The sequence below is a fragment of the Mycolicibacterium peregrinum genome (assembly GCF_001665625.1).
Taxonomy (GTDB): Bacteria; Actinomycetota; Actinomycetes; order Mycobacteriales; family Mycobacteriaceae; genus Mycobacterium; species Mycobacterium peregrinum_B.
The window spans coordinates 40,343-53,679 of the sequence record NZ_LZSY01000187.1; the positions used below are offsets into that span (position 1 = coordinate 40,343).

Annotated in this window: 12 protein-coding genes; 4 read left to right on the plus strand and 8 right to left on the minus strand. The window is 67.5% G+C overall.

Translation table 11 applies throughout. The annotated features are described in order from the left end of the window. Positions 1 to 39 precede the first annotated feature (39 nt). Together A5779_RS30210 and A5779_RS30215 are read left to right on the plus strand one after the other, a co-directional pair. Entirely contained in the window at positions 40 to 1,488 is a 1,449-nt protein-coding gene (locus tag A5779_RS30210) for an NAD-dependent succinate-semialdehyde dehydrogenase (protein ID WP_055117260.1), read from the plus strand. 32 nt (positions 1,489 to 1,520) lie between these two features. Beyond that, positions 1,521 to 3,578 carry an SGNH/GDSL hydrolase family protein gene (locus A5779_RS30215; RefSeq protein ID WP_207549141.1) on the plus strand — a complete coding sequence of 686 codons (2,058 nt, stop codon included), beginning with the start codon at positions 1,521 to 1,523 and terminating at the stop codon, positions 3,576 to 3,578. Between the two features lie 14 nt (positions 3,579 to 3,592). Here the strand turns inward: A5779_RS30215 and A5779_RS30220 are convergent, their stop codons facing one another. Beyond that, positions 3,593 to 3,904, minus strand: coding sequence for a chorismate mutase (locus tag A5779_RS30220; RefSeq protein WP_413784957.1), 312 nt, complete (start codon positions 3,902 to 3,904; stop codon positions 3,593 to 3,595). Position 3,905: 1 nt separating this feature from the next. Between A5779_RS30220 and pcrA the strand changes: the two genes are divergently transcribed. Then, a complete protein-coding gene (gene pcrA / locus A5779_RS30225) occupies positions 3,906 to 6,242 on the plus strand; it encodes a DNA helicase PcrA (RefSeq protein ID WP_064887379.1) in 2,337 nt (778 codons plus the stop codon). A gap of 68 nt (positions 6,243 to 6,310) precedes the next feature. Here pcrA and A5779_RS30230 read toward each other — a convergent pair whose 3' ends face one another. From A5779_RS30230 to A5779_RS30255, 6 genes are read right to left on the minus strand one after another with little or no spacing between them, the layout of a single operon-like run. Further along, entirely contained in the window at positions 6,311 to 6,778 is a 468-nt protein-coding gene (locus A5779_RS30230; RefSeq protein WP_082941912.1) for a DoxX family membrane protein, read from the minus strand. Next, the gene (locus A5779_RS30235; RefSeq protein WP_064887380.1) at positions 6,771 to 7,181 is read right to left on the minus strand and encodes a 4Fe-4S dicluster domain-containing protein; all 411 of its coding nucleotides are present in this window, start codon (positions 7,179 to 7,181) and stop codon (positions 6,771 to 6,773) included. Before A5779_RS30235 ends, A5779_RS30230 begins: the two co-directional genes overlap by 8 nt. Next, positions 7,178 to 8,770, minus strand: a complete 1,593-nt coding sequence (locus tag A5779_RS30240; protein WP_064887381.1) for an FAD-dependent oxidoreductase — start codon at positions 8,768 to 8,770, stop codon at positions 7,178 to 7,180. The genes A5779_RS30235 and A5779_RS30240 overlap by 4 nt, the downstream gene beginning before the upstream one ends. After that, positions 8,754 to 9,491: an ABC transporter ATP-binding protein gene (locus A5779_RS30245; protein ID WP_064887382.1), complete on the minus strand. Its 738-nt coding sequence runs from the start codon at positions 9,489 to 9,491 to the stop codon at positions 8,754 to 8,756. The genes A5779_RS30240 and A5779_RS30245 overlap by 17 nt, the downstream gene beginning before the upstream one ends. After that, entirely contained in the window at positions 9,488 to 10,372 is an 885-nt protein-coding gene (locus A5779_RS30250; protein ID WP_064887383.1) for an ABC transporter permease, read from the minus strand. The genes A5779_RS30245 and A5779_RS30250 overlap by 4 nt, the downstream gene beginning before the upstream one ends. Next, entirely contained in the window at positions 10,351 to 11,310 is a 960-nt protein-coding gene (locus A5779_RS30255; protein WP_064887384.1) for an ABC transporter substrate-binding protein, read from the minus strand. The genes A5779_RS30250 and A5779_RS30255 overlap by 22 nt, the downstream gene beginning before the upstream one ends. 192 nt (positions 11,311 to 11,502) lie before the next feature. On the opposite strand from A5779_RS30255, the gene A5779_RS30260 reads away from it, so the two are divergent. Beyond that, the gene (locus A5779_RS30260; RefSeq protein ID WP_064887385.1) at positions 11,503 to 12,696 is read left to right on the plus strand and encodes a cytochrome P450; all 1,194 of its coding nucleotides are present in this window, start codon (positions 11,503 to 11,505) and stop codon (positions 12,694 to 12,696) included. A gap of 93 nt (positions 12,697 to 12,789) precedes the next feature. Here the strand turns inward: A5779_RS30260 and A5779_RS34170 are convergent. Beyond that, the coding region (locus A5779_RS34170; RefSeq protein WP_165609846.1) for a hypothetical protein at positions 12,790 to 13,337 on the minus strand (548 nt) is incomplete at its 5' end.

Sequence of the window (13,337 nt, forward strand, 5' to 3'; positions counted from 1 at the left end):
TAGTGCGGTGCTTGATTCGAAGGTGTACATGATGGATGTATGGCCATTGAAGACTTGATTTCATCCGTGCCCACGGGTCTGTGGATCGGTGGTGAAGAACGCCAGGCCGCCTCGACGTTCAATGTGCTCGACCCGAGCGACGATCAGGTGTTGGCCACGGTGGCCGACGCGACCGCCGCCGATGCGGTCGCCGCGCTGGACGCCGCATGTGCGGTGCAGGCCGAATGGGCAGCCACCGCGCCGCGCAAGCGAGGCGAGATCCTGCGCTCGGTGTTCGAGAAGATCACCGAACGCGCCGACGACATCGCCGCGCTGATGACCCTGGAGATGGGCAAGGTCGTCGCCGAGAGCAAGGGCGAGGTCGCCTACGGCGCCGAGTTCTTCCGCTGGTTCTCCGAGGAGGCGGTGCGCATCGCCGGCCGCTTCACCCCGGCGCCTGCGGGCACCGGGCGAATCCTCGTCACCAAGCAGGCCGTCGGCCCGTGTTACGCGATCACGCCGTGGAACTTCCCGCTGGCCATGGGCACCCGCAAGATGGGGCCTGCCTTCGCCGCGGGCTGCACCATGATCGTCAAGCCCGCGCAGGAAACCCCGCTGACGATGCTGCTGCTGGCCAAGCTGATGGATGAGGCCGGCCTGCCCAAGGGCGTGCTCTCGGTGTTGCCGACCAGCGATCCGGGTGCGGTGACCACCGCGCTGATCGACGACGGCAGGCTGCGCAAGCTCACCTTCACCGGATCGACCGGGGTGGGCAAGGCACTGGTGAAGCAATCCGCCGACAAGCTGCTGCGCACGTCGATGGAGTTGGGCGGCAATGCCCCGTTCATCGTGTTCGACGACGCCGACGTCGACGCGGCGGTGGACGGCGCGATCCTGGCCAAGATGCGCAACGGCGGCGAGGCCTGCACCGCCGCCAACCGTTTTCACGTCGCGAACTCGGTGCGCGAGGAGTTCACCGACAAGCTCGTCAAGCGGATGAGCGAGTTCACCCTCGGCAAGGGCATCGACCCCGCGTCCACGTTGGGTCCACTGATCAACTCCAAGCAGGTCGCCACCGTCACCGAACTCGTCTCCGACGCGGTGTCGAAAGGTGCGACGGTCGCCGTCGGCGGCGTCGCCCCCGGCGGCCCGGGCAACTTCTACCCGGCCACGGTGCTGGCCGATGTGCCCGCCGACGCCCGCATCCTCAAGGAGGAGATCTTCGGTCCCGTCGCCCCGATCACGGGCTTCGACACCGAGGACGAAGGTGTGGCCGCCGCGAACAACACCCAATACGGCTTGGCTGCTTACGTTTACACGCAGTCGCTGGACCGTGCGCTGCGGGTGGCCGAGGGCATCGAATCCGGCATGGTCGGAATCAACCGCGGTGTCATCTCCGATGCGGCTGCCCCGTTCGGCGGCATCAAGGAATCCGGCTTCGGCCGTGAGGGCGGCATCGAGGGCATCGAGGAATACCTCGACACGAAATATATTGCGCTAACCCGTTAGCGCCTCGTCGCGCCTTCCCGATTCGGCGCCCGATGCCCCCTAAACTCTGGGGCTCGGACGCCACGACGGGAGGGCATGACGTGACTGCGGCGCCGGTCCGTGCTGCCAGTCGGCGTCGGCGTGCCTCCATCCGCCGAGACATCCCGGCACTCGACGGCATCCGCGCGATCGCGGTGGCCCTGGTGCTGGCCGGTCACGGCGGGGTGCCGGGCGTGGCCGGAGGTTTCATCGGCGTCGACGTCTTCTTCGTGCTCAGCGGATTCCTGATCACCTCGCTCTTGCTCGACGAGTTCCGCCGCACCGAGCGGATCGACCTCAAAGGCTTCTGGATCCGCCGGGCCAAGCGCCTGCTGCCGGCGATAGTGCTGATGACCTTGGCCGTCGTGATCGCCCGGCCGTTGTTCCCCTCCGAAGCGGTGACCTCGCTCCGAGAGGATGCGGTCGGTGCGTTCTTCTGGATGGCCAACTGGGTGTTCGTCGCCGCAGACACCGACTACTTCAGCCAGGGCGCCACGCCCTCGCCGTTGCAGCACACCTGGTCGCTGGCGGTCGAGGAGCAGTACTACCTGCTGTGGCCATTGCTCGTGCTGGCCGCCGCGCTGCTGGTGCGCCGCCGCTCGACGGGCGCTGTCCGCGCGGTGGTGTTCGTCCTCTCCGTCCTCGGCATGGCCGGCTCGGCGGCAGCGGCGATCTGGATGTCCGGCGACACCGGTGAGCTCAACCGCGTGTACTTCGGCACCGACACCCGGGCGCAGGCGCTGCTGATCGGTGCGGCTGCCGCGGCGCTGCTGGTGCGGGACTGGTCGGCGCTGACGGTGTCGGGCACGCTGATCCGGACCCGATGGCGGCGATGGGTCGCCTGGACGTTGCCGGTGATCGGAATCGCGGTGCTGGCGCTGGCCGCGCACCTCGCGACCGGCAGTGCCGACGAGTTCCATCACGGGCTGCTGATCGCGGTGGCCGTGGGTGCGGTGCTCGTCGTCGCCCCCGTCGCGCTGGACCAGGACGGTTACGTCGCGCGGGCGTTGGCCTGGTTCCCGCTGGTCACCCTCGGCGTCATCTCTTACGGCGTCTACCTGTGGCACTGGCCGATCTTTCTGATCCTCAACGGCGAACGCACCGGGCTTTCCGGCTGGTCGCTGCTGGCGTTGCGGTGTGCGGTGACGATCGCGGTGTCATGGGTGTCGTGGTGGGCGATCGAACAGCCGGTCCGGCACTGGCGCCCACAGCACGTCCCGATGCTGCGGCTGGCGGCGGCGACGGTGGCCACCGCGGCGGTGGTGACGATGACGTTCGTCCCGGTCGGTGTTCCGACCCGCCCCGCCGGCCCGGACGTGATGGCTGCGGCCGCCTCGGAGCAGGACATCGGCGCCGAGCGGGCCGTCCCGGTGGGGCCACCGCCGGCGCTGCCGCCCGGCACGCAGACCGTTGCGGTGTTCGGCGACTCAGTGGCCTGGACTCTGATGCGCTATCTGCCTGCCACGCCTGGCTTTCATTTCAGCGACTACACCACCATCGGCTGCGGCATCGCCCGCGGCGGACCGTACCGGTCGGCCGGGGAGACGCTGAACCAGAAGCCGGAGTGTGACTCCTGGCCGGAACGCTGGGCGCAGCGGATCGCACACGACCGCCCGCAGACCGTGCTGCTGATGATCGGGCGCTGGGAGGTTGTGGACCGCACCTGGAAGGGCCGGTGGACGCACGTCGGCAACGACGCCTACGACGCCTACCTCAAAGGTGAGTTGCAGCGCGCGCTGGACATCCTGAGCTCGACCGGCGCCCGTGTCGTGGTGACCACGGCGCCGTACAACCGACGCGGCGAACGGTCGGACGGGACGCTATACCCCGAGGATCAGCCGGGCCGGGTGCAGGCCTGGAACACCATGCTGCGCAATGTGGTCGGGCAACGGCCCAACGTGTCGGTGCTGGATTTCAACGCCAAGCTCAACCCGGACGGCAAGTACACCGCGAAGATCGACGGGGTGCGGATGCGCAGCGACGGTGTGCACCCGACCTCGGAGGCCGTGCAGTGGCTGACGCCGTGGCTGCTCGACTCGCTGAAGGCGCCTGCCAAACCGGCGCGCCGCTGAGCGGGTGCGGGGGTCTAGTGACCCAGGCGGCCGCGCCCGAGCTGCAGCAGCAGGATGGCCAGGTCCTTGCCCTCGGGGCCGAGCACGCTGTAGCGCTCGATGACCTGCATCTCGCGGCTGTGCACCAGGCGGGTGCCGCCGGAGGCCATTCGGGCCTTGCCGATCAGTTTGGAAACCTCGGCGCGTCGCTGGACGGCGGCAAGGATGGTCGCGTCGAGTTCGTCGATCTCGCGGCGCAGGTCATCGATCTCAGGCACAGGCTGATCGTCCCAGTCGGCCCGTGCCAGCGCAAAACTGTCCCCGCTCGGCGGTAAGTTTGAACGCAAGATGACCACTTCCCCCGTCGCCTCGCCAGTTGCTGCAGATGTTGATCAACTTCTTGATGGCTTGAACCCTCAGCAGCGCCAGGCAGTGCTGCACCAAGGGTCGCCGCTGTTGATCGTTGCCGGTGCTGGGTCGGGTAAGACGGCGGTGTTGACCAGGCGTATCGCATATCTGCTGGCGGCCCGTGACGTCGGGGTCGGGCAGATCCTGGCGATCACGTTCACCAACAAGGCCGCGGCCGAGATGCGCGAGCGCGTGGTCCAGCTGGTGGGCCCCAGAGCCAGGAACATGTGGGTTTCGACGTTCCACTCCACCTGCGTGCGGATCCTGCGCAATCAGGCGTCACTGCTGCCGGGACTGAACTCCAACTTCTCGATCTACGACTCGGACGATTCCCGTCGCCTGCTGATGATGATCGGCAAGGACATGGGGCTGGACACCAAGCGGTACTCGCCGCGGCTGCTGGCCAACGGCATCTCGAACCTGAAGAACGAGCTGATCGGACCCGAGCAGGCCGCGGCCGAGGCGTCGGAGGCGGCCGAGGAGATGGCCGGCATCATCGCGCAGGTCTACGGCGAGTACCAGCGTCGGCTGCGCGCGGCCAATGCGCTGGACTTCGACGATCTGATCGGGGAGACGGTCGGGATCCTGCAGGCCTTCCCGCAGATCGCCCAGTACTACCGGCGCCGGTTCCGCCACGTCCTGGTCGACGAGTACCAGGACACCAACCACGCGCAGTACGTGTTGGTGCGTGAGCTGGTCGGGCACCACCTCGACGAGAAGGACGGGGTGGCCCCGTCGGAACTGTGTGTCGTCGGTGACGCCGACCAGTCCATCTACGCGTTCCGCGGCGCGACCATCCGCAACATCGAGGACTTCGAACGCGACTACCCGGACGCGACCACGATCCTGCTCGAGCAGAACTACCGCTCCACCCAGACCATCCTGAATGCGGCCAACTCGGTGATCGCCCGCAACACGGGCCGCCGCGAGAAGCGGCTGTGGACCGAGGAGGGCGAGGGTGAGCTGATCGTCGGCTATGTCGCCGACAACGAGCACGACGAGGCCCGCTTCGTGGCCGAGGAGATCGACTCGCTGGCCGACAGTGAGGGCCTCAAGTATTCGGACGTCGCGGTGTTCTACCGGACCAACAACTCCTCGCGCGCACTGGAGGAAGTGTTCATCCGCGCCGGCATCCCGTACAAGGTCGTCGGCGGCGTGCGGTTCTACGAACGCCGCGAGATCCGAGACATCGTCGCCTACCTACGAGTGCTCGACAATCCGGGTGACGCGGTGAGCATGCGCCGCATCCTCAACACCCCCCGCCGTGGCATCGGCGACCGGGCCGAGGCGTGCGTCGCGGTCTACGCCGAGAACACCGGCGCAAACTTCAACGATGCGTTGCAGGCGGCCGCCGAGGGGCGGGTGCCGATGCTCAACAGCCGCTCGGAGAAGGCCATCGCGAGCTTCGTGGAGATGCTGGACCAGCTGCGGACCAAGCTCGACGACGAGCTGGGTGATCTGGTGGAGGCCGTGCTGGAGCGCACCGGCTACCGCCGCGAACTGGAGGCCTCCAGTGATCCGCAGGATCTGGCCCGGCTGGACAACCTCAACGAATTGGTCAGCGTCGCACACGAGTTCAGCACGGATCTGGCCAATGCCCGGGCACTGGCCGAGCAGGGTGAGGGCGAGCCGGTCGACGAGGACATCCCCGACACCGGTGTGCTGGCCCAGTTCCTGGAGCGGGTCTCGTTGGTGGCCGACGCCGACGAGATTCCCGAGGACGGTGCAGGTGTGGTGACGATGATGACGCTGCACACCGCCAAGGGACTGGAATTCCCGGCGGTGTTCGTCACGGGCTGGGAGGACGGCATGTTCCCGCACATGCGGGCACTCGGCGATCCCAACGAGCTGTCCGAGGAACGTCGGTTGGCCTACGTCGGCATCACCCGGGCCCGCAAGCGGCTGTACCTCTCGCGGGCCAAGGTGCGTTCGTCGTGGGGGCAACCCATGCTCAACCCGGAGTCTCGTTTCCTGCGGGAGATTCCCGAAGACCTGATCAACTGGCGACGCATCGAGCAGCCGTCGTCGATGAGTGCGCCGGTCGGCAACGCCGGCCGCTACGGCACCCCGCGTCCTTCCCCGTCACGGCCCGCGCCGGCGCGCAACCGTCCGATCATCACGCTGGAGCCCGGCGATCGGGTCACCCACGACAAGTACGGGTTGGGCCGCGTCGAGGAAGTCACCGGCGTGGGCGATCTGGCGATGTCTTTGATCGACTTCGGCAGTGGGGGTCGGGTCAAGCTCATGCACAATCACGCACCGGTGCAGAAGCTCTGACGCTTCCCAACCCGTTGATCTGCGCTGACGGCGTAGGTCTGTCGTACTTTTGCGCCGTGCTCGCAGAATCAACGAGGACTGCGTGCCGACGGTGCCGAGCCGACGAGCAAGGCCGCCGCGGCGGCGGTGAAGACGGACGCACTGAACGGTGTCTCGAATCCGGCGAAGACGAACATCGAGACACCGAAGATGAGCAACGTTGCCGCACTGGCGAAAGCGGCCCAGCGCGTGGCGATGCCCAGCAGTAGCCCCACGGCGAGGACGACTTCGACGACCGTCGCACCCCACGCGACGATGTCGACCAGCGCCCCGGGGAGGTAGGGCGCCAGGACATGCACGTAGGCCGTGAAGGACTCGAAGTTCCCCCAGCCGACATTGGGCGTGCCCGGCGGTCCCCACAGACCGAACCGGTCGGCGACGGCGGACAGGAACGAGGTGGCCAATGCCAGGCGGGCGAACAGGATTGCTCCCCGGAGCAATAGTTTGTTCTCGGGCGGCGCCGCATCGGTGTCATCAGGAGTGACGTCGTCAGGCATGTCCCTGATGATGCCAGGGTCCGTCTGCGAGCACGGCGGGAGCGGCCAGTCGTGGCTCGGCCAGAGGTGGAACAGAGGTCAACACCGGATTCTGGTCCAGTCGGGAGCCGGGGGAGCGGCCCCGGCCCCAGCCCACCATCTCGCGGTAGCCGCCGAGCAGGCCTGCTTCGGCGACGGCGGATTCCGTCGCGTGCGGGCTGTCGGCGCCGACGGGCACCGAGACCGGCGAGACATAGAGCGCATCGGTGGGGCAGTAGGCCTCGCACATGAAGCAGGTCTGGCAATCGGACTGGCGGGCGATGACGGGCACGCCGTCGGGGCCACGGTCAAAGACGTCGGTGGGGCACACCTTCACGCAGACGTCGCATTTGATGCACGCGGTGGTGCTGACGATCTCGATCACGCCACGGCCTCCGAGGAGATGAGCTGCGGGGCAACGGGATCAGGGGTGGTCCAGACGTCGTCGAGACCGCCGACCAGGATGCGGTGCTCGAAGCGGCGATTCGGTTCGGGCAGATCCTCACGCCGGTGCAGGCCGCGGGTCTCGGGCCGGGCCAGAGAGGCGGCGGTGATCCAGCGCGCAGCTGCCACCATGGCGACCGCCTGGCGCTGCTTGTAGACGGCGCGTGCCGGAACCGGGGCGAGACCGTCGGCGATGTCGCGCCAGAGGGTCTCCAGTGCCCCGGCCGATTGGCGAAGCCGCTCAGCTGATTTCAGATAGCTGCGCTGTGGCGGCAGGACATGCGACTGAGCCGCCGCGACCACCTCGTCGATGGTCGGCGCACCGGAGCGTGACCGCCCCGTGGGCGGTATCGCCGCAGCCGGTTCGACCCGTCGGGTGCGGCTGAACTCCGCAGCACCCCGACCGGCGAAGGTGCCCGACGCGATTGCCCAGGAGCCGTTGCGACTGCCGCCGCCCGACAGCGAGCCGGTGATGAGCTCGCGGGTCGCGGCGTCCCCTGCCGCATACAGTCCGGGAACCGTTGTCGCGCAATCCGGCCCGACCAGCCGCAGGCCACCGGTGCCACGCACCGAGCCCTCGTAGACCATTCGGACCGGGTACGCCGTCGTGAATGGGTCGATGCCGGCCTTGTCCAGTGGCAGGAAGTAGTTCGGCTGGGCATCGCGCATGGTCTGGCGGATGTGTTCGGGGGCACGGTCCAGTCGGGCGAACACCCGCTCGCCGCGGGTGAGTGCCCGCTGCGCGTCTTGACGCCCACTCAGCCCACGTTGGGTGGTGAAGGGCCGGCCGTGTTCGTCATAGAAGCTGCCCCACTGCAGCATTCGGCCCTTGGTGTGCACGCCCCATTCGGGCGCCAGCGCGTAGGCCGTGCAGAACTCCATGCCGGACAGGTGCGCGCCGTGTTCGGCCGCCATCAGCAGACCCTCGCCGGTATCGACGTTGGTCCCGAAGGTTCCGGACAGGAAGGCGGTTCCGCCGGTGGCCAGGACGACCGCGCCCGCGGTGATCTGCCACGGTCGTCCGCCGTCCTGGCGGGCGATGCCGGTGGCGCCGGTGACGACGCCGTCGGTGTCGGCGGTCAACGTCAGCGCCGGGTGGTGATCCAGGATCTGCACACCACTGCGATGGGCCTTGCGCCGCATGCGCCGCATGTACTCGGGCCCCTGCAAACTGCTGCGCATCTCACGGCCGTCGGCGCCCACCGGGAACGGATACCCCCACTCGGACAGCTGCTCGAGCCGGTCCCACGAGGTGGCCAATACCCGGAACATCCACTCGGAGTCCGTGATCCGGCCGGCGGCCAGCTCACGCTCGCGTACCGAATCCTCCCGCCGCGGGCCGGGACCGATGGCCCACAGGTTGTTGCCACCGGCGGCGGTGGCTCCGCTGGTGCCGCAGTAGCCCTTGTCCACCAGGATGACCCGGGCACCGGATTCGGTGGCCGAGATGGCGGCCCAGGTGGCGGCCGGGCCGCCGCCGATCACCAGGACATCGGTGACCAGCGCATCGGGGTCAGCGGGAGCGGTCATGGCCTACTTCCTCTCGGACACCGAGTTCGGCCAACAGCACATGGCGCAATTCGTCGAACCCGTCGTCGCTGCGGGTGCGGGGGAAGGACAGTCCGACACGGCGGTCCAGCGATACCCGCCCGCCCGAGAGGACCACCACCCGGTCGGCCAGCAGGATCGCCTCGTCGACGTCATGGGTGACGTGCAGGACCGCCATGTGTCTGCGGGACCACAATTCGTGCAGCAGCCCGTACATCTTGAGCCGGGTCAATGCGTCGAGCGCGCCGAACGGCTCGTCGAGCAGCAACAGGTCGGGTTCGCGGACCAGCGCGCGGGCCAGTGAAACCCGTTGCGCCTCACCGCCGGACAAGGACAACGGCCAGCTGCCTGCTTTCGCGGTGAGGCCCACCTCTTCGAGCGCGGACCGCCCGCGCGCCGCCCGGCTGGGGGCGTCGGGTCCGGCGTCGGGCAATGCGAAGGTCACGTTGGCCAGAGCACGCCGCCATGGCAGCAGCCGCGGGTTCTGGAACACCACCGTCCGTGAGCGAGGCACCTTCACCGAGCCCGTGACCTGATCGTCGAGGCCGGCCAGCACCCGCAGCAGTGTGCTCTTCCCGGACCCGGACCGGCCCAGCATCGCGACGAATTCGCCGTCTTCGATCTGTAATTCGAGGTTGTCGAGCACCTGCTGATCACCGAAGGCGCGCCGCAGGCCGTGCACCTCGACGACCGGTGAACTCATGCCGGCGCTCCCAGACCCTCGAAACCGTTACGCCAGGACAGCAGGAGCCGTTCAAGTACCCGCACCAGCGTGTAGGACAGCAGGCCCGCGACTGCATAGATGACGATCACCAGCAGGGACACATCGAACTGCAGATTGGTCTGGGCCCGTGACATCAGGTAGCCGATGCCCTGGGTGGTGTTGATCATCTCGGCGAAGATCAGGCTGAGCCACGCGCTGGACAGCCCGAGTCGCAGGCCGACCAGGAAATTCGGCATCGCACCGGGCAGGATCACCTGGGTGATCAAGGTGTGCCGTGGCGCTTCTAAGGTTTGGGCCATCTCGACGAGTTGCCGGTCCACACCGCGGATTCCGGAATAGGTGTTGATGTAGATCGCAATCGCTACCCCGGTGGTGATCAGCACGATCTTGGGGCCCTCGCCGATACCCATCCAGATGATCAGCAACGGGGTCAGCGCGAAATTCGGTACCGCCTTGAGGATCTGCATGGTCCAGTCGAGCAGGTCCTCGCCGGTACGGGTGAGCCCGGCCAGGATCGCGAGCGCGACCCCGATGAGGATGCCGAGCACCGTGCCGGTCAGCACCCGGACCGCCGACGCGCCGACGTGGGTGGCGAGTTGGCCGTCGCCGAGCAGGCGCCACGCGGTGGCCGCTACCTCGGTCGGAGGTGGGAAGAGGTCGGTATTGAGGAGCCCCGTCATCGAGCCGACGGTCCAGATCGCGAGGATGAGCGCCGGGCTCACCAGCCGGCGAACCGGTCGAGGTAGGCGTGCCCACAGGCCTTTTCGTCGGCTACGGCCACCGACGACCTCGATGAGTTCCGGACGGGTGGTCGGGGCCTGGACGACGGTCGCTGCGGTCATGACTTGGCCCCGGCCCATTCCCGGACCGAGTATTCGTGGTCGAACGATCCGTCGGCGTTGAGGAACTGGTAGGCGGCCTCGAGCTGGTCCACGCCGACCTGGGGGAACGGTTCGGTGTTGAACTCCTCGGCGCGGGTGGACTTCTGGACGAACTTCAGGTCGGTGTCGTCGGTCTGCGCGACCCAGGCCAGGTAGTCGTCGAAGTTCTCGGTGATGTCGCGGTTGACGCTGGTGACGGCCTGTTGCCAGGAGCCGATGAACTCGGGGTGGGCGTCGGTGAACGAGCGCAGGGCGATGTTGGTGCCGGTGCTGCCGAAGCCGTGCCGCGACAGGCTGTCGATGATCGGGAAGCCCTTGGATTCGAGCTCGGCCGCGCTGGCGCCGGTCACGACTGCCGCGTCGATCTTCCCGGAACTCAGTCCGGCGATGGACTCGGGGGTGGGAACGTCGCGCACGTGGATCTGGCCGGTCAGCCCTGCGGCATCGATGAGTTGTCGGGCGGCCCGGTCGCGGATCGTGCCCTGCGGGGCGGTGATGTCCTTGCCGACCAGGCCCTTGATCTCCGTGGGTCCGCCCTTGGCGCCCACCAACCAGGCGTCGCCGTTCACCGAATCCAGGGACAGCAGTACCACTTTCGGGTCGCGACTCCGGGCCCGCAGGCCCGGGTTGTCTCCGATGGCCGCCACGTCGATGGCTCCGGCGAACAGGGCGGAGGCGACATCGCTACCGGACTGGAAGAACGAGTACTCGATCTTGCCGACCCCGGCGGATTTGAGTTGTTCGGTGAGGATGCCCTGCTTGTCGCCCCAGCCCAGCGAGCCCGCGGGCGTACCGGTCACCGAGGTGGCCCCGACCCGCAGCGTGTAGCCGTCGGCGTTGTCGCCGTTGGCACTGCAGGAGACGGCGGTGGCGAGGATGGCGAGCGCAAAAGCGGTGCGCAACAGGCGGTTGAACATGGGAGCGGGCCTCCGGGGGTCAAGGCGTGAGCACACGCGAATCCGCCCCAGTAGACGCCCGGCTCGATTTCGGGTCGACGGTTTGGCTCAGCTTGACTGGAAGAACCCTGTGAGCGGGTGATTGACCGCTCAGCGAACGGCACAGTACGGTGGAACAACTATTTGGTACCACGTGGATGGGGATATGGATCGGTGACGACGCAACAGGCTGTGGAGCTGTACTACGACCCGTTCGACAACGACATCGACGACGATCCCTACCCCATCTGGAAGCGGATGCGCAGCGAGGCGCCGCTCTACTACAACGAGAAGTACAACTTCTATGCGCTGAGCCGCTGGGACGACGTGGCCCGCGAACTGCCCAACTGGCAGGCCTATCGGTCCGGGCGGGGCACGACGGCCGACATCCTGTTCAGTGGCATCGAGGTTCCGCCGGGCATCCTGCTGTTCGAGGACCCCCCGCTGCACGATCTCCATCGTCGGCTGCTGTCGAAAGTCTTCACGCCGCGCCGGATGCTGGCCGTCGAGGACCTGGTGCGCGACTTCTGTGCGAAGGCGCTGGATCCCCTTCGCGGGCAGGACGGTCTGGACTTCGTTGCCGACCTCGGGGCGTTCATGCCGATGCGGACCATCGGTTATCTGCTGGGCATTCCAGAGGAGGGGCAGGAGCAGATCCGCGCGGGCACCGACAAGAACATCGCGCTGTCCGACGACACCACCGATGTGAGTGCGACGGTCTTCGCGGATGCCCTGGCGATGTTCGCCGAGTACATCGAGTGGCGGTCCACCCATCCCTCCGACGACCTGATGACCGAGTTGCTCAACGCCGAGATCGACGAACCCGACGGCACCCGGCGCAAGCTGGAACGTACCGAGGTGCTCGCGTACACCGCGATGATCGCCGGCGCCGGCGGCGAAACCACGGCTCGGCTCATCGGTTTCATGGGCCAGCTGCTCGGCGAGCATCCGGACCAACGCCGGGAACTCGTGGCCGATCCGGGCCTGATCCCGAACGCGGTCGAGGAGACGTTGCGTTTCGAACCGCCGTCACCGGTGCAGGCCCGGTATGTCGCCCAGGATGTCGCGCACTACGGGCAGGCCATCTCCGAGGGCTCGTACATGTTGCTGCTCAACGGATCGGCCAATCGTGACGAGTCGAAGTTCACCGATCCCGACCGGTTCGACATCCACCGCACCGGCGGACACCTGAGCTTCGGGCAGGGCCTGCATTTCTGTCTGGGGTCGGCACTGGCCCGGCTGGAGGCCCGGGTGGCCTTTGAGGAGGTGCTCAAGCGGTGGCCAGACTGGGAAGTGGACTACCCCAACGCTTTCCGCGCCCACACGTCCAGCGTTCGCGGATGGGCGCGGCTGCCGGTCAAGTTCTAGAGGGTCGTGGTGCCGCCGCCAGTACCGCGGTCACCACCGGCACAGTGAGCGTGAGCACCACCACCGACGCCGAACGCGGGGCGAAGATCGGTGTCAGATCGGTGTCAGATCGGTGGCTCCGATCTCGAAGAAGAGCCGATCCAGATCAGTCCAGCCGAAGATGCCTTGCGCCACCGTGAGAATGCAACCGGCGATCACGGCGTACCGGCCGGCGGTGGCATCGAAGGAGATCAGCACTGCACCGAGAATCAGCGTCAGTGCCGCGATTGCGGCGGCGATCGGTGGTTCCACCATCGCCAGCGCCCATGTCGCGCTCGGCGAAGTCGGCAGCAGGTCCGTCAAGTTCGAGACATAATGCAAGCTGTCGTCGAACTGCCTTGTGACCAGCCACAGCTGGTAGGCGGCCATCGCTACAGCCAGTGCCGCAACGAGCAGGTTGGCCCACCGGCTGGGCTGGGGTGTGGCGACCTCTGGACCGCCTGCAGTGCAACGAGATTCGCTCGACACGAAGGGTGCGACGATCAGCGTGGCGATGGCCAGGGCAAACCACACCCAACGATGCACCCCGAGCATGCTCTGACCGGACGACGTGGCCCATACACCCAACTCGATCAGCGACAGCACGATCACCGTCGCGCTGG